Origin of the sequence: Actinoplanes sp. NBC_00393 (genome assembly GCF_036053395.1) — a bacterium.
In the GTDB taxonomy this organism is placed as follows: domain Bacteria; phylum Actinomycetota; class Actinomycetes; order Mycobacteriales; family Micromonosporaceae; genus Actinoplanes.
The window spans coordinates 9,842,012-9,863,938 of record NZ_CP107942.1 but is presented as its reverse complement, the minus strand read 5'-3'; the positions used below and the strand labels follow the sequence as shown (position 1 = coordinate 9,863,938).

Here is a 21,927-nt window from a genome sequence, read left to right as displayed (position 1 = left end):
CCTCTTGAATTCGAACAACAATCACGGTAGCGGAGCGCGAGTCGTGTCGGAGCGTCGGGTCTCGAACCGGGGTCTCACGCCGTCGGGATCTACGCGGATTGTGCTCCGAGGTGCGAAAATCACCCTCACGCGCCGTCCACGGCTTTTCCGCCGTGAACGGCAGGAGGGGGAGTCCATGCGCATGTCTGTCCCCGTCGCTGCGGCGGCTCTGGTGTTCGGTCTGGCCGTGCCGGGCGTACCGGCCGCGCACGCCGCCGCGGCCCCCTTCGTGGAGCTCAACCCGAGCACAGTGCCGGCCGGGGACGACATCTCGTTACGCGCCTCCTGCGACGACAGCCTGGATCCGGCCACCGTCACCGCGGAGCCGATCGGGGAGGTCACGGTGCAGCCCGAGTTCGGCTTCCTCACCGCGAACGTCACGGTGCCGGCCGACACCGAGCCCGGCGACTACCCGGTCGCCCTGCGCTGTCCCGAGGGCGGTGGCAACGCGACCGCCACGCTGCACGTGGTCGCGCGCGTGGAGCCGACCAGGGGCCCGGCCACCGGCGGCGGCGGGACAGCGCCGGGCGCGACCGCGTCGATCCTGATCGGGGGTGGTCTGGCGGCGATGGCGGCCGGCCTGGCACTCGCCGTCGCGTCCTCGCGCCGCCGGCGCCGGCGGATCGGCTGAGGCCGCGATGACCAGCGGACCCGGCCGGGTGCCGAAGTCGGTGCAGCAGAAACGGCCGGCGCAGGTGATCACCGCGCCACCGCCCGGCGTGGTGACCGGTCCCCTGCCGCCGACCCCGAGCGTCCCGGGTCGTTCCCCCTTTCAGGTGCCCTTTCCACGACGGGGCCGGCCACCACGGCCGGGACGCGGGCGCCGGGGTGGTCCGCTCGGCCTGATCGCCCTGGCGCTGCTGTTCGTCGGGCTGTTCTGCGTCGGCATGGGTCTCGGCGTCGCGACCGGCTTCAACGTGGGCGGCCTGTTCCGGGGGCCGGACGAGCCGCCGGCACGGTCCTTCCCGGTGCTCGAGCCGAGCCGGCCGGAACGACTCACCATCCCGTCGATCGACGTGTCCGCGCCGGTCCTCGAGGTCGGGCTGGCCAACGACGGCTCGGTGGACGTGCCGCCGCTGAAACGGCACAACGAGGCCGGATGGTTCGACGGCGGGCCGACCCCGGGACAGTTCGGGCCGGCTCTGATCGTGGGGCACGCGGACACGCGTACCGGGCCTTCGGTCTTTCATGACCTGGGCGAGCTGCGGTCGGGCGCGGTGATCGAGGTGTCCCGGGCGGACGGCTCGGTGGCCGTCTTCGAGGTGAACTCGGTGGAGACGTTCGACAAGGACCGGCTGCCGGTGCACCGCGTCTACGGCGATTACAGCCGGCCCTCGCTGCGGCTGATGACCTGCGGCGGCGACTGGCTCGGGGGCCGGGAGGGTTACGCCGACAACGTCATCGTCTTCGCCTCCCTGGTCGACGCCCGGGAGGGATGAAAAAGGCGGCTTACGCCGCCTCAGCCTCCACCGTCGCGGACGGCAGGTCCAGCCAGTCCATCCACCGGGGATCGGGGGTACGGTGCCCGAGCACCCGCCAGGCGACCCCGCGGGGGGCGGCCGGCAGGGAGTGCAGCCGCCAGCCGAGCTCGGCCGGGGTCTTGTCACCCTTGCTGTGGTTGCACTTGGCGCACGCGGCCACCACGTTCTCCCAGGCGTGCAGGCCACCGCGGCTGCGCGGGAAGACGTGGTCGATGGTCTCGGCGGAGCCGCGGCAGTAGGCGCAGCGGCCGCCGTCACGGGCGAAGATCGCCCGGCGGGAGAGCCCGACATGCGTCCGGTACGGCACTTTCACGTACCTCGTCAGGCGGACCACGGAGGGAACCGGGAGGGCTTGGTGCGCGCTGTGCAGCATGCCGTCCCCGTCGGAGATGCACTCTGCCTTGGCGGTCAGCAGGAGGATGGTCGCCCGACGCACCGATACGACGCACAGCGGCTCGTAGGTAGCGTTCAGCACTAACGCGGAAGAGCCCACTGTGGGTCGTATGTCAGGCATCGCGATCACCCTTCCGGTGTCAGTTGCTTGTAACCGCTCCCGTAGCCCATGCGTGTGTGATGCGTGCCTCGATACCGAAGCCCGTGCGCCAATAGTCCCTGATGAATAACCAAATTGCGAGCACAATCTGTGGCCGCCCGGTAAACGTCAGAGGTCTTCCCTCAGCCGAACCCGGTACCTTGACTCCCCGTGTCTGTTCTATCCGTCGTGCCCCCCACCCCCAAGCCGAGCAGCTCCGTCGACGTCTACGTGACCCCTGTCTGCAACGACGACGTGTTGTGCAGCCGGATCTACGACTGGACGGGCAACGAGTGGTTCGCCACGAGCAGCTACGTGGTCCTGATCAAGCCGCTGCGGATAGCCGCGATCATCCTGATCGCGATGCTGGTCCGGTGGCTGCTGCACCGTGCGATCTCCCGGCTGGCGTCGACCGGCTCGCGCGCCGCCATGCCGGCGCTGCTGAAGCCGCTCAAGGAGAAGGTGACGGTCACCGCCGAGGAGGGCCAGTTCATCCCGGAGCGGCGCCGTCAGCGGGCCGAGGCGATCGGTTCGGTGCTGCGCAGCTTCGTCAGCGCGGTGGTCTTCACGATGGCCGGTCTGCTGGTGCTCGGCGAGCTCGGCTTCAACCTGGGCCCGCTGCTGGCCAGCGCCGGGATCGTCGGCGTGGCCATCGGTTTCGGCGCGCAGAGCCTGGTCAAGGACCTGATCGCGGGCCTGTTCATGCTGCTGGAGGATCAGTACGGGGTGGGCGACACGGTCGACCTGGGTGAGGCCACCGGAGTGGTGGAGAGTGTCGGCCTGCGGATCACCACGGTGCGCGACGCCCGGGGTGTGCTCTGGTACATCCGCAACGGCGAGATCATCCGGGTCGGCAACAAGAGCCAGGGCTGGGCGATGGTCGTGATCGACATCCCGATCGGCTTCGTCAACGCCGAGGAGGCGGTCGGCGTGCTGAAGGCGGCCGCCGAGGGGGTCGCCGCCGAGCCGGAGCACCAGACCGAGTTCCTCGAGCCGCCGGAGGTGGTCGGGGTCGAGCAGCTGACCGTGGACGGCGCGGTGATCCGGACCATCGCCAAGACCACCGCGGACAGCCAGCCGGTCGTGCAGCGTGAGCTGCGCCGGGCGCTGACCGAGGCGCTGGACGCCTCCGGCATCTCGGAACGGATTGCCGCGTCGCGCCTGGGACCGCGCAGCGCGATCCCGCCGGCGTGGATCACCGGCCCGGAAAATTCCTCGTCTTCGATTAATGACCAGCGTCCGGGCGGGGCTACCTGACCTGCGCTTACGACACGAGGTAGATTTTCGCCTTCGACCAAATGGCCGATTTTTACCCCAACTGCCCTAGCATCGACTCGGACGATCGGGCAGAATCCGCTACAGATTCTGCACGTGCAGGCACGTCGACAGCCGGGAGACCCGACGACGTGCCCGGCCGTCGTCGGCCCTCGACGATCGTCGACAGCGATGGAGGGCTTGGTGTCGAACGACCCCGCACGGCCGAGCGGTCCGGCCGACGAGGTGACCCAAAGTAAGGGTACGGTAACTTTCCGCGACATATTCGCGCTGCCGGAGTACCGTGCCCTCTACCTCTCGACGGTGGTCAACTGGGTCGGCGACTACCTCTCCCGGGCCGCGGTGACCGTCCTGGTCTATCACCAGAGCGAGTCGGTCCTGCTCTCCGCGGTGTCGTTCGCGATCGGCTACCTGCCGTGGTTCTTCGGTCCCGTGCTGGCCGCGCTCGCCGACCGGTATCCGTACCGCCGCATCATGATCGTGTCGGATCTGTGCCGGATGGTGCTGATCGCGCTGCTGCTCATCCCCGGCCTGCCGGTGCCGGTGATGCTGCTCGTGCTGCTGCTCGCCGGCCTCGGCGCGCCGCCGACGCAGGCGGCGCGCTCGGCGCTGCTGCCGGTGATCGTCGGCCGCGAGCGCCTCGCCCTGGCGCTGGCCACCAACCAGACCACCGGTCAGGCCGCCCAGGTCTTCGGTTACCTGGTCGGCGCCACTCTCGCGGTGGCGCTGACACCGCGGATCGCGCTCGGCATCGACGTGGCCACGTTCGCCCTCTCGGCGCTGCTGATCGCGTTCGGTGTCCGGCGCCGGCCGACGGTCCAGGCCCCGAGTCAGCGCACCCACCTCCTGCAGGAGACCGCCGAGGGCTTCCGGCTCGTCTTCGGTCACCCGGCGCTGCGCTCGATCGCCATCGTGGTGTTCACTGCGACCGTCTTCGCCATCGTCCCGGAGGGCCTGGCCGCGGCGTGGGCCGCCGAGGGCACCCGCGATCCGGCGACGCGGGGGCTCGACCAGGGCATGATCATGGCGGCCGGCCCGCTCGGCTTCGTGATCGGCGGCATCCTGTTCAACCGTCTCGTGCCTGCCGCCGAGCGTGCCCGGCTGATTCCGTACCTCGCTGTTCTGCCGCCTCTATTTCTGGTTCCCTCTCTGCTCGGCCCGCCGGCCGAGATCGTGGCCCTGCTGGTGATGCTCTCCGGCGTGGTCCAGGGCGCCCTGCTGCCGACGCTGAACGCGACCTTCGTGCTGGCCCTGCCGCAGAGCTTCCGGGCCCGCGCCTTCGGCGTGATGAACAGCGGGGTCCAGCTGAGCCAGTTCGGCGCGGTCATGATCACCGGTACGCTCGCCGACCACTTCTGGCTGCCGCTGGTGGTCGGCCTGTGGAGCATCGGCGGCACGCTCGCCATGGTGGTGCTGGCGATCAGCTGGCCCAGCCAGCAGACTTTCACCGAGGCCGTCGAGGCGGCGAACCGGCCCGAGCCCGCCCATCAGGCGGACGGCCCGGGCTCGGCGCGGCTGCCGACGACGAGCGTCACACCCGAGCGGCCGCAGCCGCGCCGGTGATCCGCCCGGCGGGCTGGCAGGATGGAACGGTGAGCGCACCCGTACCGGAAGAGGTCAGCCTGTTCGCCGCCATCGGTGGCGAGCCCACGTTCCGGCGCCTCGTCGACAAGTTCTACGAAGGGGTCGCGGACGACCCGCTGCTGCGCCCGATGTACCCGGAGGAGGACCTCGGGCCGGCCGCCGACCGGCTCACGCTCTTCCTCATGCAGTACTGGGGCGGCCCGAACACGTATTCGGCCTCCCGCGGGCACCCCCGGCTGCGGATGCGGCACGCCCCGTTCCGGGTCGACCCGGCAGCGCGGGACGCCTGGCTGCTCCACATGCGTGAGGCGGTCGACTCGCTCGGGCTGCCCGAGCCGCATCACAAGGCGCTCTGGGACTACCTGGAGCGGGCGGCCTACTTCATGGTGAACACGATGGATCCCGCGGAGCCCGCACACTGACGTGTCGCGTCCGCCGGTGGCTCGTTGATCGGATTGTCACTCACGATCCCGGGAGAGCCATCTGATGCGTCGTCGTCTGCTCGCAGCCGCCGCCGTGGCGGTCGTCGCCGTTCCGGCGCTGGCCACCACCCCGCCGGCGGTTGCCGACCGTGCCCATTCGTCGGTGGTCTCCACCAACCCGGTCGACTGGACGCCGCACGTGCTGGACGGCACAGTGTGGGCGCTGGCCCTGGTCGGCGACACCGTGGTCGTCAGCGGGGCGTTCACGAAGGTGACCGACAGCAGCCGCCGGCACACCTTCGCCCGCAAGAACATCTTCGCCTTCGGCCTGCACGACGGCGTCATCCGGACGTTCGCCCCGGAGGTGGACGGCGCCATCTACTCGCTGGCGGCCGGCCCGGACCACTCGGTGTACATCGGCGGCGCGTTCAAGAACGTCAACGGCACCGCCCAGCGCGGGCTGGCAAGGATCTCGCTGCGGGACGGCGAACGGGTCGGCTCGTTCGCGCCCAAGGTCAACTGGGGTGACGTGCGGGCGCTGGCCGTCCGCGGCGACCGGCTCTACGCCGGCGGCACGTTCTCGGCGATCAACGGGGCGCGGCGGGTCGGTCTGGCCCGGCTCAACACGGCCACCGGGGCGGTCGACCCGAACTTCGACGCCCGGCTCTCCGGTCCCGGCCTCAAGCGGGTCCGGGTGGAGCACTTCGACGTGTCGCCGGACGGGCGCCGGCTGGTCGCCATCGGCGCGTTCCTCCGGTCCGGCAGCTACGACCGTACGCAGATCGCGCTCTTCGACGTCGGCGGCCCGGCAGCCCAGCTGACCAGCTGGTACACCGACGCGTTCAAGCCGATGTGCATGAAGGGCTTCGACACCTACCTGCGGCAGGTGAAGTTCTCGCCGGACGCCTCGTACATCGTGGTGGCCGCCACCGGCCGGGCCTCCTCGGCGCAGAAGCTGTGCGACTCGGCCGCCCGGTTCGAGACCCGGGCCGGCGGACGGCAGAACCCGACCTGGGTGCAGCGCACCGGCGGCGACTCGCTGTACGCCGTCGCGATCACCGGGCCGGCCGTCTACCTCGGCGGGCACCAGCGCTGGTTCGACAACCCGTACGGCACCGACGGCAACGGCCCCGGCCCGGGCGCGGTCTCCCGTCCCGGCATCGGTGCGGTCAGCCCGCGCACCGGAAAGGCCCTGCCCTGGAACCCGACCCGGTCCCGCGGCGTCGGCGTACGCGCCTTCCTCACCGTGCCGCAGGGCCTGCTCGTCGGCTCGGACACCGACCAGCTGGGCCGCGAATACCACGGCCGACTGGGAATGTTCCCCCTGAGCTGAGCATGCTCTAAGCGCAACCCCCGGGCATTGCGCCCGCTGACGAGTTCGGGCCCGAAATCAACAAGGCGAAGCCGTGGTTGATTTCGGGCCCGAACTCGTCAGCGTCAAAGGGCGCAATGCAGCGAGCCGGAGGCGAAGCAATTCAAAGCAGAGCCCCTTCGTCGTGCAGCCAGTCGACGAAGGACGTCGCCACGGCGGCGCCGCAGTCCAGCAGCTCCACCACCAGCGAATCGTGTGCCCCGGCCGCCAGCGGGACCTGCAGCTCCGCGTAGATCGGCAGCTGCCCCCGCTCGGTCGGGTCGCCCACGTAGGCCTTGCAGAAACGCCGCGTGTGATTCCACTCGTTCACCACGCGGTAGGCCCGGTCCGCCCAGTCCGGGGGGACCGTGGCGTGCGGGCGGGCGCGCATGACCAGGATCTCGTCGTCCGGACCCTCGAGCGTGAACAGCACGGCGTGCCGCTCCCACATCGCCAGCAGGCTGCCGCCGCCGTCGGCGAGGAATCGGATGTCGAGCATGTCGAGCGCCTTGCCGATGCGCGTCAGCGACACCGGTGCGACCGCATCGGAGGATGCGGCCGTGGACAATTCGGATGGAACTCCGGTACGGGATGGCTCGCGTTGAGCTGGGACACCGACGCGGACGGTGCTCTGCACCGCAACCTCGCCACCGGTATCCGGCTCGTTACCCGCGGCCGATCCCGGACGCCATGACCACCACGGCATCGTGTGCACCTCACTCCCCAACAGACCCGCCGCCGGACGTAGCAGTGGATCCGAGGGCCGACGGTACCCGTCCAGTTCGTGAAGGTCATCCCCCCAACGGGAGGGCGGGACCGGAAGAACGAGGCAGCGTCACCCTTTCGGGTGATTTGCCATCGGAGTAACAGTCAATTTGTGAACGCTCTGTCGCCACGCTACTCCATATGGTGCGGAAATTCCCACCCAGCCGCCGGCCACCCGCACCCGCGCCTCGGCAGTCTCCACACTCCTCGGACCCAGGAAACCCATCCGGGCGACCGCCTGCACGAGCCGCTGCGATACCTGGACCGGCGCACCGCTGGCCGGCGTGACGACCAGGGCGACGTGGTCGAGGAGGGCGTCGCGTACCGCCCGCTGCCCGACCGCCCGGCCGGACATCCCGCCGGTGGAGATCTCCCGCAGCGTTCCGGCCGCGGCGTCCGCCAGCTGGGCCAGCTCACTGCCCGAGATGGACTCGACCGCCTGGCTCACGGCCGGCGGCAACGGCCAGCGCCACTGGGTGTCCCGCCGTTCCGGCAGCCCCTCGCCGCCGGCGGCCAGCACTGCGAGCAGCTCGGCGGCGGAGACGGTGGCGTCACCCGGGCCGGGACCGGCGACCTCCCGGGTCACCAGGACGTCCCAGGGAAGGTGGGCCCACAGCGCGGTGCGGCCGGCGGACGAGCGCAACCGCACCGGCGCCCCCGGATCGAGCCGTGTCAGCCGAGCCAGGAACGCGCCTGCGTCGGGGATCCCGAGCAGGCCGTGTGAACTCATGACCGGTCCTCGGTGTAGGGCGCCAGGAACTCCTTCTCCTCGTCCGAGAGCCGCCGCGGGTGCCCCTTGACCAGGTTGTACGGCACACACACCGACTTCGCCCGGCTGGCCAGCACCCCGTCGTCGAACAGCTCGTAGGAGACCGTGAACGCCGCCGCGCGCTGCTCCGAGATCCACATCTCGATCCGGACCGGGTCACCGAAGTCCACCGGCCGCAGGTAGTCGATCTCGTGCCGGGCGATCACGATGCCCTCTTCGAACGAGCCCAGCCCGTGCTCCTTGGCGCCGATGAAGAACATCGCCACCCGGGCCTCCTCGTAGAGAGTGAGGAAGCGGGCGTTGTTGACGTGCCCGTACGCGTCCATGTCGGACCAGCGCACGGGCACGTCATAAACGAAACGCCCGTTATCAATCACGGGTGAGCTTGCGGTAGGTGACCCGGTGCGGCCGGGCCGCCTCCGCGCCGAGGCGGTCGATCTTGTTCTTCTCGTACGCCTCGAAGTTGCCCTCGAACCAGAACCACTTGTCCGGCTCCTCGTCGGTGCCCTCCCAGGCCAGCATGTGCGTGGCCACCCGGTCCAGGAACATCCGGTCGTGGGAGATGACCACGGCGCAGCCGGGGAACTCGAGCAGCGCGTTCTCCAGGCTGGAGAGCGTCTCGACGTCGAGGTCGTTGGTCGGCTCGTCGAGCAGGATCACGTTGCCGCCGATCTTCAGCGTCATCGCGAGGTTGAGCCGGTTGCGCTCACCGCCGGACAGCACCTTGGTCGGCTTCTGCTGGTCCGGGCCCTTGAAGCCGAACGCGGCCACGTACGCCCGGGACGGCATCTCGACCTTGCCGACCATCATGTGGTCGAGCCCGTCGGAGACGACCTCCCACAGCGTCTTGGTGGGGTCGAGACCGGCCCGGCTCTGGTCGACGTACGACAGCTTGACCGTCTCGCCGATCCGGACCGTGCCGGAGTCGGGCTGCTCGAGACCGACGATGGTCTTGAACAGGGTGGTCTTACCGACGCCGTTCGGGCCGATGATGCCGACGATGCCGTTGCGCGGCAGCGAGAACGACAGGTTGTTGATGAGCGTACGGCCCTCGAAGCCCTTGGTCAGGCCGTTGACCTCGATGACGGTGTTGCCCAGGCGCGGGCCCGGCGGGATCTGGATCTCCTCGAAGTCCAGCTTCCGGGTCTTCTCCGCCTCGGCGGCCATCTCCTCGTAGCGGTCGAGGCGGGACTTGCTCTTGGTCTGGCGCGCCTTGGCGTTCGACCGGACCCACTCGAGCTCCTCGGAGAGGCGCTTCTTCATCTTCGCGTCCTTGCGGCCCTCGACCGACAGACGCGCCGCCTTCTTCTCCAGGTACGTCGAGTAGTTGCCCTCGTAGCCGATCGCCCGGCCGCGGTCCAGCTCGAGGATCCAGCCGGCCACGTTGTCCAGGAAGTACCGGTCGTGGGTGATCGCCAGGACGGTGCCCGCGTACTTGGCCAGGTGCTGCTCCAGCCAGGACACACTCTCGGCGTCCAGGTGGTTGGTGGGCTCGTCGAGCAGGAGCAGGTCGGGCGCCTCGAGCAGCAGCTTGCAGAGCGCGACCCGGCGGCGCTCGCCACCGGAGAGCTGGGTGACGTCGGCGTCCGGCGGCGGGCAGCGCAGCGCGTCCATCGCCAGCTCCAGCTTGGAGTCGATGTCCCACGCGTCGGCGTGGTCGAGCTCCTCCTGGAGCTTGCCCATCTCCTCCATCAGTTCGTCGGTGTAGTCGGTGGCCATCTGCTCGGCGATCTTGTTGAACCGCTCCAGCTTGGCCTTGGTGTCCGCGACCGCCTCCTCGATGTTGCCGAGGACGGTCTTCGCTTCGTTGAGCGGCGGCTCCTGAGCCAGCATGCCGACGGTGTAACCGGGCATGAGCCGGGCCTCGCCGTTGCTCGGCGTGTCGAGCCCGGCCATGATCTTCAACAGGCTGGACTTACCCGCGCCGTTCGGGCCGACCACACCGATCTTGGCGCCTGGCAGGAAGCTCAGCGTCACGTTGTCGAGCACGACCTTGTCGCCGTGCGCCTTGCGCGCCTTTTCCAGGACGTAGATGTACTGGGCCACGGTGTGCCCTACCTCCGAGATCGTCGTTGTCAGTCGTCAGTCCGCTCATGGGCGGTGGGTGGGGTGGTTGGATGGCGGTGCCGGGTTATCAACGGACAATCTTTCCAGGTGCGGTCGGCAACGCACACAACAACCCCGGTCAGTCGCCCTTGACCACCTTCTGCTCGTCTGTGCGGCCGTCCGCGTACGTGATCAGCAGCCGTTCCTTGTCGACCGAGAACCGGTTGCCGTCGTACGCCTCGGCCTCGTACCGCCCGGATTCGGTACGCCGCACCCGCGGCAGGAACAGCGCGGTCTTGTTCTCCACCCACTCGGCGTCGGTGCCGCCCCGGTTGGCGTGGTAGAAGAGCGCGCCGACCTCGTCCTGGCAGATCCAGACCACCATCTTGCTCCGGGTCCGGACCCGCAGCACCTGCCGTAATTCGCCACTGGCGCCATGCTCCGGGCCGATTAGCTGGGTCTGTTCCGGGCATGCGGGACCGGCGGGGAGCAACGACGGGGAGGAGGAGAAGTCCGGTTCCGGTTCCGGCTCGGAACGGTCGCGCTCCTGGCCGAGCAGGTACCCGCCGACCATGCCGATGATCGTCAGCAGCGCCGTGGCAATCACCACAGGAAAGAACAATGGCCGCCGCCGCTGGGAATGATCATCAAGGGGAGTCACCGGCCCAGGATGGCACCCACGCCCCACGGTGAAAAGCGGGAGCTTACGCACAGTAGGCTCGCGTTGGGAACAGAAACCACTCGGAGGTGTACTCAGCGTGGCCCATCGAAGTTCCTTCGTCGTCGTCGCCAATCGTCTGCCCGTGGACAAGGTGACTGCGCCGGACGGTGAAGAACAGTGGCGTCCCAGTCCAGGAGGCCTGGTCACAGCCCTGCATCCGGTCCTCACCGAGCACCGCGGCACCTGGATCGGGTGGGCGGGCGGGGACGGGCCGGCGCCCGATCCCTTCGAGCTCGAAGGCATCCACATCCACCCGGTCCCGCTCAGCGCCGAGGAGCTCGAGCGCTACTACGAGGGCCAGTCCAACGCCACGATCTGGCCGCTGTACCACGACGCGGTCGAGACGCCGGTCTACAAGCGGCGCTGGCGCGAGACGTACCGGGTGGTCAACCACCGGTTCGCGCAGGCCGCGGCGGAGGTGGCCGACGAGGGCGCCACCGTCTGGGTGCAGGACTACCAGCTGCAGCTGGTGCCGTCCATGCTCCGGGAGATGCGGCCCGACCTGCGGATCGGGTTCTTCCTGCACATCCCGTTCCCGCCGATCGAGCTCTTCATGCAGATGCCGTTCCGCGCCGAGATCCTGCGCGGCCTGCTCGGCGCCGACCTGGTCGGCTTCCAGCAGCGGCTCGCCGCGCAGAACTTCGTGCGCCTGGCCCGGCACCTGCTCGGCCTGCGCTACGAGGGCCAGTCGATCAAGGTCGACGGGCGCAGCGTCAAGGCCGGCGCGTTCCCGATCAGCATCGACACCAAGGACATGGAACAGCTCGCGGCCGACCCGGCCGTGCAGGCCCGGGCCAAGCAGATCCGCGCCGAGCTGGGCGATCCGAAAACGGTCATCCTCGGTGTCGACCGCCTGGACTACACGAAGGGCATCGAGCTGCGGCTCAAGGCCTTCCGTGAGCTGCTCGCCGACGGCAAGCTCAACGTCGGCGACGCGGTGATGGTGCAGGTCGCGACGCCCAGCCGGGAGCGGGTCGAGCACTATCAGACGCTGCGGGTCCGGGTCGAGCGCGAGGTCGGCCGGATCAACGGCGAGTTCGGCCGGGTCGGCACGCCGGCCGTGCACTACCTGCACCAATCGGTCAGCAAGCAGGAGCTCGCCGCCATGTACGCGGCGGCCGACGTGATGATGGTGACCCCGCTGCGCGACGGTATGAACCTGGTCGCCAAGGAGTACATCGCCTGCCGCGGCGACACCGGGGGCGCGCTGGTGCTCAGCGAGTTCGCCGGGGCCGCCACCGAGCTGCGGCAGTCGTTCCTGTGCAACCCGCACGACCCGGACGGGGTCAAGGACGCCCTGCTGCGGGCGGTCGGGGCCGAGCCGGCCGAGCTCAAGCGCCGGATGCGGGTCATGCAGCGCCACCTGCGGACCCATGACGTGGCCCGGTGGGCCCGGACCTTCCTGGAAGAGCTGGGCACCGCCGGCAAGGACGGCGCCGAGCCGGCCGAGAAGGAATAACCCCCAGGTCAGGCGCCGGGCCGACGATGGTCCGGCGCCTTCTGCGGTACGCGCGAAGCACTCACCCGATCGCCGGGACGATCTCCTCCGCGACCGCCACCACGTCGCCGATCACCACGACCGCCGGCGGACGGATCCCCGCCGCCGCGACATCGCCGGTCACCGCGCCGAGAGTGCTCCGCAGCGACCGCTGGTGCGCCGTCGACCCCTCCTGCACGACCCCGACCGGCGTGTCCGCGGACCGGCCCTCGGCGATCAGGCGTTCCGCGATGGCGGGCAGGTTCTTCAGGCCCATCATCACCACCAGCGTGCCGCGCAGACGGGCCAGCGCCGCCCAGTCGACCAGCGAGTCCGGGTGGTCCGGCGGGATGTGCCCGGAGACCACCGAGAACTCGTGCGCCACCCCCCGGTGGGTGACCGGGATCCCGGCCAGGGCGGGCGCGGCGATCGAACTGGTCACCCCCGGCACGACCAGCACCGGGATGCCGGCCTGGGCGCACGCGACGGCCTCCTCGCCGCCGCGACCGAAGACGAAGTTGTCGCCGCCCTTGAGCCGGACCACGAACCTGCCCTGCGAGGCCCGGTCCACCAGGATCCGGTTGATCTCCTCCTGGGCGGCCGACGGCCCGTACGGGATCTTGGCGGCGTCGATCAGCTCCACCTCGGGCCGCAGCTCGCCGAGGAGGATGCCGGGCACCAGCCGGTCGGCGACGACCACGTCGGCCGCGGCGAGCAGCCGCCGGCCCTTCACCGTGATCAGCTCCGGGTCGCCGGGGCCGCCGCCGACCAGGGCCACGCCCTTGAACTCCGGCGACGCCGGTGGGGCTGCCTCGAGAGCGTGCGCGACCAGGTCACGGACCGCCATGGCACGGCGGCGGTCACCACCGTCGGTCACCGCCACGGTCACCTGGCCGTGGCGGGTGACGGCCGGAGTCCATGCGGTGGCGGCTTCGCGGTCGTCTGCGCGTACGCAAAAGATCCGGTGTTCCTCGGCGGCCTCGCTCACCTGTGCCGCCGCCTGCGGATCATCGATGGCGACGTGCACCAGCCAGGCGCCCGCCACGTCGCCGGGCGCGAAGCGCCGCGGCGTCCAGACCGCCCGGCCGGCGTCGACGTGCGCCCGCAACGCGGGGGTGAGCTCGGGCGCCACGATCTCCACCTGCGCGCCCGCCGCGATCAGCGCGGGCACCCGGCGGGTGGCCACCGTGCCGCCGCCGACCACCAGCACGCGGCGCCCGGCGATGCGCAGGGCCAACGGATAGAGACTCACTTCTCCGACACTCCCGCCGAATCGAACGTCGCCACCTCATGCAGCACGCGCGCCGCGGCCGACACGACCGGCAGGGCCAGCACCGCGCCGCTGCCCTCGCCCAGGCGCATGCCCAGGTCGAGCAGGGGTTCCAGGCCGAGGTGGGCGAGCGCGACGCTCGCACCCGGCTCGGCCGAACGGTGCCCGGCGACCATCGCGGCCACCGAGTCCGGGGCGAACGCGGCCGCGGCCACCGCCGCCGACACCGCGATGACGCCGTCGACGATCACCGGGACCCGGCGGGCGGCCGCGCCCAGGATGTAGCCGGTCAGCGCGGCATGCTCCAGACCGCCCACCGCGGCGAGCACGCCGAGCGGATCGGCCGGGTCCGGCACGTGCCGTTCCAGCGCGGCGGCGACCACGTCGGTCTTGTGCGCCAGCGTCTCGTCGTCGATGCCGGTGCCCCGCCCGGTGACCGCGGCCGCGCCGGCGCCGGTGAAGGCCGCGATCAGCGCTGCGGCAGGGGTGGTGTTGGCGATCCCCATGTCACCGGTGAGCAGGGCTCTGGCGCCCTGGTCGACCAGCGCCTCGGCGACCCGGATGCCGACCTCGACCGCGGCCAGCGCCTCCTCGCGGGTCAGCGCCGCCGTCACGGTCATGTCCCGGGTGCCGCGGCGCACGTTCGCGTCCAGCAGGTTCGCGCCGCCGTGCAACGGGATGGCCACGCCCACGTCGATCACCATGACGTCGGCGCCGGTCTCGCGGGCGAACGCGTTGACGACCGCGCCGCCGGCCACGAAGTTCGCCACCATCTGCGCGGTGACCTCCTGCGGCCACGGCGACACCCGCTGGGCGTGCACACCGTGGTCGCCGGCGAAGACCGCGACGGTGGCCGGGGCGGGCAGCGGCGGCGGGCAGACACCGGCCAGGCCGGCCAGGCGGACCGACAACTCCTCCAGGGCGCCCAGCGAGCCGGCCGGCTTGGTCAGCCGGGCCTGCAGCTCGCGGGCAGCGGTCATCGCCCGCTCGTCGGCGGGCCGGACAGCCGCCAGGGTGGTCTCCAGCGTCACGGTCGCTCCTCGATCACGTCGGTCAGAGTCTGCACGAATCCGTCGGTGATGGCAGTGTCGCGCACCGCAATCCGCAGCCATTGCGGGCCCAGCCCCGGGAAGGTGTCGCCGCGGCGGACCGCGTATCCACGTTTGCGCAGGTCAAGGCGGATCTGGTCGGCGGCGGGGAGGCGTACGCTCACGAATGCGCTCGCCGGCTCACCGGCAACCGTGACGCTCGGCACGTGCCGCAACCGGTCCACCAGGTGGGCACGCTCCTGCGCGAGCCGCAGCGCGATCTCGCGCTCGGCCGCGATCGCGGCCGGTGACGCGCACGCGGTCGCCGCAGCGAGCGCGGGCGTGGAGACCGCCCACAGCGGCTGCGCGGCGGCCAGCCGCGGCAGCAGTTCGGCCGGACCGAGCAGATAGCCGATCCGCAGACCGGCCAGACCCCAGGTCTTGGTCAGGCTGCGCAGCACCACCAGGCCCGGCAGGTCACGGCGCTCGGCCAGCGACTCCGGCTCCCCCGGCACACCGGGACGGTAGGTGGTGTCCGCGAAAGCCTCGTCCACCACCAGCACCCGCCCGGGCCGGGCCAGTTTCGCCACGTCGGCCGCCGGGTGCAGGACCGAGGTCGGATTGGTCGGGTTGCCGACGAAGACCAGGTCGGAATCCTCCGGCACCAGTGCCGGGTCCAGCCGGAAGCCATCCTCTTCACGCAGCAGCACCCGATCGACCCGGTGACCGGCATTGATCAGCGCGGCCTCCGGCTCGGTGAACTGCGGATGCACCACGACCGGGCGGCGCGCGCCCCGCAACGCCTGCGCGAGCAGCACGAACGCCTGCGCGGCGCCGGCGGTCAGCAGCACCTCAGCCGGGTCCCGGCGGTGCCGGGCGGCCACGGCCGCGGTCGCGGCAGTCCCATCGGGGTACGCGGAGAGCCGCCCCAACGATTCCGCGATCGGATCGGCCAGCCACCCGGGCATCGCCTGGTGCCGAACGTTGACCGCGAGATCGACCAGTCCCGCCCCCACCTCGGCGTCACCGTGATGATCAAGGTCGAACGTCATGGGTTCAGCATGCCGGATGTCTCAGTTCGGCCCGTTCCCAGGGGAACGTGAGCGATTTGTCATACCTTCATAGGGTGACGACCCGACGCCTCACCGTAGCCGGAAGAGTCGCCCTCCTGATCCGAGCCGGGCTCATCGCGGGCCTGGTCATCGCCGGCCTCTCCTATCCCCTCGCCGCCCTGGCCGGGATGGGGGTGAAGGCCGGCACCGACGCGCTGGAGAACATGCCCGAGGAACTCACCGAGGTGCCTCCCGCGCAATCCACCTATGTGTACGCCAACGACGGCAAAACCCTGCTCACCATGTTCTACGAGGAGCACCGCAAGCAGGCCTCGCTCAAGAACATGTCACCGCACATAACGAACGCCATCGTCGCCTCCGAGGACTCCCGCTTCTACGACCACAACGGCGTCGACGCCAAAGGCGTGGCCCGCGCCTTCATCGCCAACCAGCAGGCCGGCGGCGTCTCCCAGGGCGCCTCCACGCTGACCATGCAATACGTCCGGATGGCGCTGCGCGACAGCGCCCGCACCCCCAAGGAGGCGCTCGAGGCGACCGAGCAGACCGCCGCCCGCAAACTGCGCGAGATGCGGCTCGCCATCGAGGTCGAACAGCGGCTCAGCAAGGACCAGATCCTCGAGCGGTACCTCAACGCCGCCTACTTCGGGCACCGCGCCTACGGGATCTACGCGGCCTCCGAGGTGTTCTTCTCCAAGACGCCGCGCGACCTCACCCTCACCGAGGCGGCCCTGCTCGCCGGGCTGGTCAAGGCGCCGTCCGCGTACGACCCGGCGACCAAGGACCAGCGGGCGGCGTTGCAACGGCGCAACTACGTCATCGACCAGATGGCGAAGATCGGCTCGATCACCCCGGAACAGGCGATCACCGCCAAGAAGACGAAGATCAGGCTGAAGCTGACCGCGCCGCCGAACGACTGCGTCTCGGTCGCCCGGGAACGCAACAACTGGGGCTTCTTCTGCGACTACTTCAAGAGCTGGTGGCGCGAACAGCCCGCCTTCGGCGCAACCCCGCAGGACCGCGAGGAGAACCTGCGCCGCGGCGGCTACCGGGTGGTCACCTCCATCGACCCCAAGATCCAGGGGTACGCCATGAAGCACGTCCTCGACAAGGAGAAGCGGAGCAGCCCCTTCGCCCACGGACAGGTGGTCATCGAACCCGGCACCGGGCGGATCGTCAGCATGGCGGTCAACCGCAAATACGCCCTCGACCAGGACGACAACGGCCGGCACAGTGACTGGTCGCTCGGCCGCGACGTCAAAGGCAACTACCCCAACACGGTGAACCCGCTGCTCGGCGGCGGCAACATGGCCGGATACCAGGCCGGCTCCACGTTCAAGATCTTCACCATGCTGGCGGCGCTGGAAGAAGGGCTGCCACTCTCCACCTCGTTCTACTCGCCGCAACGGTTCGTCTCGAAATACATCACCGCGCCCGGGCCGGCGACCTGCGGGGTCAACTGGTGCCCGAAGAACTCCAGCGCCTCGATGACCGGCAACCAGACCATGTGGAGCGGCTTCGGGAAGTCGGTGAACACCTACTTCGTGCAGCTCGAACAGCGGGTCGGCGCTGACAAGGCGGTCAAGATGGCGGAGCGTCTCGGTCTTCGGTGGCGCACCGAGGTGGACCGGCGGCTAGCTACCCCGGAACACGCCTCCGGCTGGGGCGCCTTCACCCTCGGCGTCAGCGACGCGACCCCGGTGGAGATGGCCAACGTCTTCGCCACGGTCGCGGCCGAAGGCATGTACTGCGAGCCGCTGCCGGTCCAGTCCATCCGCAACCCGGACGGCAGCCACGCCGTGCACGACGGCAAACTGATCGCCGCGCCGCGCTGCCACCGCGAACTGCGCACCAACGTGGCCCGCGCCGCCACCGACGCGGCCCGCTGCGTCACCGGGTACGGCTCGGCGCGCGGCAGCTGCGGTGGCTGGGGCACCTCGGAGATGGTCTACGCCACCCTGGGCCGCCCGGTGGCCGGCAAGAGCGGCACCACCGACGGCAACAAGACGGCGTGGTTCAGCGGATACACCCCGCAACTGGCGGCGGCGGCCTTCGTCGCGGACCCGGACAACCCGGAGCATGTGGTGGGCTCGGGCCGCTCGACGATGTCGAAGTTCACCGTCGCGCAAACCTTGCGGGATGCCCTGAAGGGCCAGCCCAAGGAGAAGTTCGAACCCCCTTCCGACAAGCTGGTCTGGTAGCTCGGCCAAGCCGGCCCGGTAGCTCAAAGCTCGGCCGGTAGCCTGCCGCGCTGCGACCCAGCCTGCCGGACTGCGAGCCAGCCTGCCGGGCTGCGGCCCAGCCTGCCGGGCTGCGGCCCAGCCTGCCGGGCTGCGGCCCAGCCTGCCGGACTGCGGCCCAGCCTGCCGGACTGCGAGCCAGCCTGCTGGGCCCGCGAACGGCCGTCCTGGGCGCCCTCGCCCACGGCGGCCGTTCGCCGTTGCGCAGGCCGCTTCATCGGTCGGCCGCGCCGGCGGCGAGCCACCCTTGCTTCAGCTGACCTCCGTTCGGAGCAGATTCATCACGCCCTCCACGCATTGCCGGCCCGCCACAGCCGCTGCCGGCTCCGGCAGTCGTCGCAACTGCCGGCTCCGGCAGTCGTCGGTCATGGGCCTGGGCGGCGCAGACGGGCGGATGGGACGTGGTGGCTGCGCGGTGGGCGCCAGGACGGGTCGCGGCCGGCCAGGCCGACCGCCTGGCGTAGCAGGTCCTCCTCCGGATCGACCGGAACCACCGGGCCGAACAGGCCGGGCGTGCCCTCGGCCGGGCCCTGGGACAGGAACTCGATCAGAATCTCCAGCGTGCGTGGATCTGCCGCGTAGTCCTGCCCGGTGGCCCGGGCCAGATCCCAGCCGTGCATGACCAACTCGTTCACCGCGACGGTGCCCATGGCGGTGGCGGGCAGGGTCACCCCGCCGGCCTGTGCCGTCCCGGTCCAGGCGGCCGGATCCTTCCAGGCGGTGGAGAGCTCCTCGAGCAGGACGGGAAGACGACTGCGCCACTGTGGTGACAGATGCTCGGCGGTCGGCTCCGGAGGCGGGCTGCTGGTCCCGGGCGCACCGGTGCGTTTGCGGGCCGTCTGGGTGAATGCGAACGCCAGCCCCATCAGGTGATCCAGGAGGGCCGCGACCGACCAGCCGGGGCAGGGCGTGGGCGCGGCGAGATCACTGTCGTCGACGCCGAGCAGCAGGGCTCGGATCTGACGAACCGGTGGGTCGAAATCCAGCGGCACACGGTCGGCCACGATCGCCTCCTACGGTTGTCGTAGGCCCCACGTTACGAGTGGGGTACGACACTTTCGCCGTCGGCGATTCGCCTTTCGCACGCTGGGCCGCTTCCGGCGGCGACCACCACCAGCGGTGGATCTTCCTGTCGCCTCGGGGCGCTGGGCCGCTTCCAGCAACGGCCCCCACCAGCGGTGGATCTTCCCGTTCGCCTCGGGGCGCTGGGCCGCTTCCAGCGACTGCCACCACCAGCGGTGGATCTTCCGGCGGCGACCAACTTTCAGGAATGGATCGGGATGTCCTCGGTCGGGCGGCTGTCCGGAATGCCGGGTGTACCCGGACCGGAGCCGGGCGCGACTCCCTCACCGGGACCATGCGGCGCGCCCGCGCCCGAGCCGGGCGCGCTGCCCGGCCCGTAACCGGGACCGGTCACCGTGCCGGGCCCCGGGATCAGCACAGGTCCCGGACCGGGTTCGGTGCCCAGGTGCGGAGGCAGGGCGGAGTTCATGCCCGGGCGGGAACCCGGAGGCATTCCCGGTCCGTGGGCCCCCGTTCCCGGTCCGTGCGCCCCGGTTCCCGGTCCGTGCGCCCCGGTTCCCGGTCCGTGCGTCCCCGTTCCCGGTCCGTGCGCCCCCGGAACAGGACCGGGCGGCAGCGGCGTACCGGGAAGCGGCGGCATCGGTCCGGGCGGTCCGGCCTGGCCGGCGGGCGAAACCGGGAAACCGGTGGGTCCGGGCGGGCCGGAGAATCCGGCGTGCCCCGGCGCCCCTGACGGTCCGGTACCCGGGTAACCACCTTGTCCGGGCGTGCCGGACGGACCGGCGTGCCCCGACGGCCCGGAGCTCGGGAAACCACTGTGCCCCGGTGCACCCGACGGACCAGGAGCGCCGCCGTGCCCCGAGCCCGGAAAACCACCCTGTCCAGGTGCGCCGGCTGGACCGGCATGCGCTGACGGCCCGGAGGCAGGGAAACCACCTTGTCCCGGTGCACCGGACGGACCGGCGGAGCCGGGGAAATCGGCCTGACTCGGCGCTCCGGACGAACCAGCCGGGCCTGGAAAGCGGGCATGTCCCGGTGCTCCGGAGGAACCAGCCGGGCCTGGGAAGCCGGCATGTCCCGGTGCTCCGGAGGAACCAGCCGGGCCTGGAAAGCCTGCATGTCCCGGTGCTCCGGAGGACTGAGGGCCGGGGAAACCAGCCTGGTTGGGCGGGCCTGATGGGCCGGCGGGCGGGCCCGAGAAGCCACTGGGCACCGGCTGGCCGGATGCCATCGCCGGGCTAGGCTGCATGACCGGGCTGGGCTGTGTCCCCGGGCCGGGCGGCATGGCAGGGCTGGGCTGCATCGCCGGGCCGGGTTGCATCGCCGGGTTGGAGGGCAGCGTCTCGCGTACCGGGCCGCCGGGGCCGGACGGACCCGGACCGGACGGCGACCCTGTCTGCGGGCCGGCGAGCGCCGCGGCGACCAGCCGGTTCGCGATCTCTGGAGCGGCCGCCCAGTGGAGGCCGAGCTGGGAAGCGTGGACCTGCCGCCAGACGAAACCTTCCGGGTTGCCGCCGGACCAGGTCCACGCCGGGTTCGCGCCGGCCCGCGGAGCGACGATCGCGCGATGGTGCTTGTAGCCGGTGATGCGAGCACCGGCCGGCGCCAGCACCGAGGTGCCCGGCGCGGTCGCCTCGCGGTAGCCGGCGACGGTCTGTTCGCCGGTGGCCGCGGTGGCGTCCAGGACGCCGCACATCGGGCGGCCGTCGAGTTCCCGGCCCAGCCACGAGAGCGCGATGCCCTCGGCCACGACCGGCCAGCCGTCCCGGGCGAACTGGGCGACGTCCGCGCTGAGCCGGTGATTGGCGGAGAGCTCCTCGGCGTACCCCTCAGGGAGACCCGCACCCACGATCAACGCCCGCGTTCCTGCCGGCAGTGCCTCGTCACGCAGCGGATCGACGACTGCGACATCCGCACCGGCCGCGGTGAGCAGCTCGGCCGTCTCCACGTAGGTGTAAGGGGCGCCCTGGCCCCCGGCCAGGGCGATCAGCGGCCGCTGATCGAAGACCTCGCCGCCGATCACCTCGGCCGGCGTCCAGATCGGCCCGGGCAGCGTCGGCGCGGAGCCGGCGAGGGCCATCAGCCGGTCCATGTCCAGCATGCCGGCGACCGCTTCGCCCAGCCGGCGCACCGCGCGGCCGGCCTCGACGGTGCGGTGCGCGACCGGCACGAGGCCGTGCACCCGGGCCGGCAGCACGCTCGGCAGGTCACCACGGTGCAGCGCACCCAGCACGGGCATGCCGATGTCGTCCATGGCGCTGCGCAGCATCTGCTCGTGCCGCGGCGAGGCGACCCGGTTGAGGATGACGCCACCGAGGTGCACCATCTCGTCGAACATCCGGAAGCCGTGCACCAGCGCGGCAAGCGAGTGGCCCATCGCGGCGACGTCCACCACCAGCACCACCGGGGCACGCAGAGTTGCGGCGACAGCGGCCGTACCGTCGATCTCCGGCTGCCCGGTGAGACTGTCGAACAACCCCATCGCGCCCTCGATGACGGCCAGCTGCGCGCCGGCTGCGCCGTGCGCGAACAGCGGCGCGACGCGCTGCGCGCCGACCAGGCGGGGGTCCAGGTTGCGGCCGGGGCGGCCGGCGGCCAGCCCGAGGTACGCGGCGTCGGTGTGATCCGGGCCGACCTTGAAACCCGCAGTCGGTACGCCACGCGCCGTCAATGCGGCGAGCAGCCCGACAGCGATCGCTGTCTTGCCGTGGCCGGACGCCGGCGCGCTCACGACCAGACGTGGCTGGGCGGTGATCAATGTCTCCCCCGAGGATTCCGCGATCGGCAGTCAGGTGGTATTGCCTGCCGGATGTCGCACACTACCTGGCTGCGGC

General features: G+C 71.0%; 19 protein-coding genes. 8 read left to right on the top strand and 11 right to left on the bottom strand.

The genetic code is table 11. From position 1 onward, the window contains the following. The first annotated feature begins 181 nt into the window (after positions 1-181). A complete protein-coding gene (locus OHA21_RS45770) occupies positions 182-670 on the top strand; it encodes a hypothetical protein (protein WP_328466255.1) in 489 nt (162 codons plus the stop codon). A gap of 7 nt (positions 671-677) precedes the next feature. Further along, positions 678-1,478 carry a class F sortase gene (locus OHA21_RS45765; protein ID WP_328466253.1) on the top strand — a complete coding sequence of 267 codons (801 nt, stop codon included), beginning with the start codon at positions 678-680 and terminating at the stop codon, positions 1,476-1,478. Positions 1,479-1,488: 10 nt separating this feature from the next. Here OHA21_RS45765 and OHA21_RS45760 read toward each other — a convergent pair whose 3' ends face one another. After that, on the bottom strand, positions 1,489-2,034 hold the full coding sequence (locus tag OHA21_RS45760) for an HNH endonuclease (RefSeq protein ID WP_328466251.1): 546 nt from the start codon (positions 2,032-2,034) through the stop codon (positions 1,489-1,491). 189 nt (positions 2,035-2,223) lie between these two features. Between OHA21_RS45760 and OHA21_RS45755 the strand changes: the two genes are divergently transcribed. The 4 genes from OHA21_RS45755 (at position 2,224) to OHA21_RS45740 (ending at position 6,666) form a co-directional block, all read left to right on the top strand. Next, positions 2,224-3,309 carry a mechanosensitive ion channel family protein gene (locus OHA21_RS45755; RefSeq protein WP_442875021.1) on the top strand — a complete coding sequence of 362 codons (1,086 nt, stop codon included), beginning with the start codon at positions 2,224-2,226 and terminating at the stop codon, positions 3,307-3,309. A 201-nt stretch (positions 3,310-3,510) separates the two neighbouring features. After that, a complete protein-coding gene (locus tag OHA21_RS45750) occupies positions 3,511-4,890 on the top strand; it encodes an MFS transporter (RefSeq protein ID WP_328466249.1) in 1,380 nt (459 codons plus the stop codon). Positions 4,891-4,919: 29 nt separating this feature from the next. After that, complete coding sequence (locus OHA21_RS45745) at positions 4,920-5,333, top strand: globin (RefSeq protein ID WP_328466247.1); 414 nt, start codon at positions 4,920-4,922, stop codon at positions 5,331-5,333. A 64-nt stretch (positions 5,334-5,397) separates the two neighbouring features. Next, the gene (locus OHA21_RS45740; protein ID WP_328466245.1) at positions 5,398-6,666 is read left to right on the top strand and encodes a delta-60 repeat domain-containing protein; all 1,269 of its coding nucleotides are present in this window, start codon (positions 5,398-5,400) and stop codon (positions 6,664-6,666) included. A gap of 142 nt (positions 6,667-6,808) precedes the next feature. Here the strand turns inward: OHA21_RS45740 and OHA21_RS45735 are convergent, their stop codons facing one another. From OHA21_RS45735 to OHA21_RS45715, 5 genes are all read right to left on the bottom strand, one after another. Then, entirely contained in the window at positions 6,809-7,390 is a 582-nt protein-coding gene (locus tag OHA21_RS45735; RefSeq protein WP_328478944.1) for a YbjN domain-containing protein, read from the bottom strand. Positions 7,391-7,519: 129 nt separating this feature from the next. Continuing rightward, positions 7,520-8,179, bottom strand: coding sequence for a hypothetical protein (locus OHA21_RS45730; RefSeq protein ID WP_328466243.1), 660 nt, complete (start codon positions 8,177-8,179; stop codon positions 7,520-7,522). Continuing rightward, entirely contained in the window at positions 8,176-8,559 is a 384-nt protein-coding gene (locus OHA21_RS45725) for an acyl-CoA thioesterase (RefSeq protein WP_328478942.1), read from the bottom strand. Before OHA21_RS45725 ends, OHA21_RS45730 begins: the two co-directional genes overlap by 4 nt. Positions 8,560-8,587: 28 nt before the next feature. Continuing rightward, a complete protein-coding gene (gene ettA / locus OHA21_RS45720) occupies positions 8,588-10,264 on the bottom strand; it encodes an energy-dependent translational throttle protein EttA (protein ID WP_328466240.1) in 1,677 nt (558 codons plus the stop codon). A gap of 139 nt (positions 10,265-10,403) precedes the next feature. Next, positions 10,404-10,874: a hypothetical protein gene (locus OHA21_RS45715; protein WP_328466238.1), complete on the bottom strand. Its 471-nt coding sequence runs from the start codon at positions 10,872-10,874 to the stop codon at positions 10,404-10,406. A gap of 148 nt (positions 10,875-11,022) precedes the next feature. Here OHA21_RS45715 and OHA21_RS45710 point away from each other — a divergent pair, with 148 nt between their 5' ends. Next, the gene (locus tag OHA21_RS45710) at positions 11,023-12,444 is read left to right on the top strand and encodes an alpha,alpha-trehalose-phosphate synthase (UDP-forming) (protein WP_328466236.1); all 1,422 of its coding nucleotides are present in this window, start codon (positions 11,023-11,025) and stop codon (positions 12,442-12,444) included. 61 nt (positions 12,445-12,505) lie between these two features. On the opposite strand, the gene cobA is transcribed toward OHA21_RS45710, so the two are convergent. Genes cobA through cobC form a run of 3 tightly spaced genes read right to left on the bottom strand, consistent with a single transcriptional unit; the run spans position 12,506 to position 15,812 of the window. Beyond that, positions 12,506-13,714: a uroporphyrinogen-III C-methyltransferase gene (gene cobA / locus OHA21_RS45705; RefSeq protein WP_328466234.1), complete on the bottom strand. Its 1,209-nt coding sequence runs from the start codon at positions 13,712-13,714 to the stop codon at positions 12,506-12,508. Beyond that, complete coding sequence (cobT, locus tag OHA21_RS45700) at positions 13,711-14,763, bottom strand: nicotinate-nucleotide--dimethylbenzimidazole phosphoribosyltransferase (protein WP_328466232.1); 1,053 nt, start codon at positions 14,761-14,763, stop codon at positions 13,711-13,713. The genes cobA and cobT overlap by 4 nt, the downstream gene beginning before the upstream one ends. Further along, a complete protein-coding gene (gene cobC / locus OHA21_RS45695) occupies positions 14,760-15,812 on the bottom strand; it encodes an Rv2231c family pyridoxal phosphate-dependent protein CobC (protein ID WP_328466230.1) in 1,053 nt (350 codons plus the stop codon). The genes cobT and cobC overlap by 4 nt, the downstream gene beginning before the upstream one ends. A gap of 74 nt (positions 15,813-15,886) precedes the next feature. Here cobC and OHA21_RS45690 point away from each other — a divergent pair, with 74 nt between their 5' ends. Beyond that, the gene (locus OHA21_RS45690) at positions 15,887-18,031 is read left to right on the top strand and encodes a transglycosylase domain-containing protein (protein WP_328466228.1); all 2,145 of its coding nucleotides are present in this window, start codon (positions 15,887-15,889) and stop codon (positions 18,029-18,031) included. A gap of 404 nt (positions 18,032-18,435) precedes the next feature. Here OHA21_RS45690 and OHA21_RS45685 read toward each other — a convergent pair whose 3' ends face one another. Together OHA21_RS45685 and OHA21_RS45680 are read right to left on the bottom strand one after the other, a co-directional pair. Beyond that, positions 18,436-19,074, bottom strand: coding sequence for a TIGR03086 family metal-binding protein (locus OHA21_RS45685; RefSeq protein ID WP_328466226.1), 639 nt, complete (start codon positions 19,072-19,074; stop codon positions 18,436-18,438). 260 nt (positions 19,075-19,334) lie between these two features. Beyond that, on the bottom strand, positions 19,335-21,824 hold the full coding sequence (locus tag OHA21_RS45680) for a cobyrinate a,c-diamide synthase (RefSeq protein ID WP_328466224.1): 2,490 nt from the start codon (positions 21,822-21,824) through the stop codon (positions 19,335-19,337). Between the last annotated feature and the right edge of the window lie 103 nt (positions 21,825-21,927).

Excerpts from the sequence above, each read along its gene's own strand:
- OHA21_RS45735 (WP_328478944.1), bottom strand. The coding sequence starts at position 7,390 with ATGCCGTGGTGGTCATGGCGTCCGGGATCGGCCGCGGGTAACGAGCCG.
- OHA21_RS45760 (WP_328466251.1), bottom strand. The coding sequence starts at position 2,034 with ATGCCTGACATACGACCCACAGTGGGCTCTTCCGCGTTAGTGCTGAAC.
- cobC (WP_328466230.1), bottom strand. The coding sequence starts at position 15,812 with ATGACGTTCGACCTTGATCATCACGGTGACGCCGAGGTGGGGGCGGGA.
- OHA21_RS45770 (WP_328466255.1), top strand. The coding sequence starts at position 182 with ATGTCTGTCCCCGTCGCTGCGGCGGCTCTGGTGTTCGGTCTGGCCGTG.
- OHA21_RS45740 (WP_328466245.1), top strand. The coding sequence starts at position 5,398 with ATGCGTCGTCGTCTGCTCGCAGCCGCCGCCGTGGCGGTCGTCGCCGTT.
- OHA21_RS45730 (WP_328466243.1), bottom strand. The coding sequence starts at position 8,179 with ATGAGTTCACACGGCCTGCTCGGGATCCCCGACGCAGGCGCGTTCCTG.
- OHA21_RS45765 (WP_328466253.1), top strand. The coding sequence starts at position 678 with ATGACCAGCGGACCCGGCCGGGTGCCGAAGTCGGTGCAGCAGAAACGG.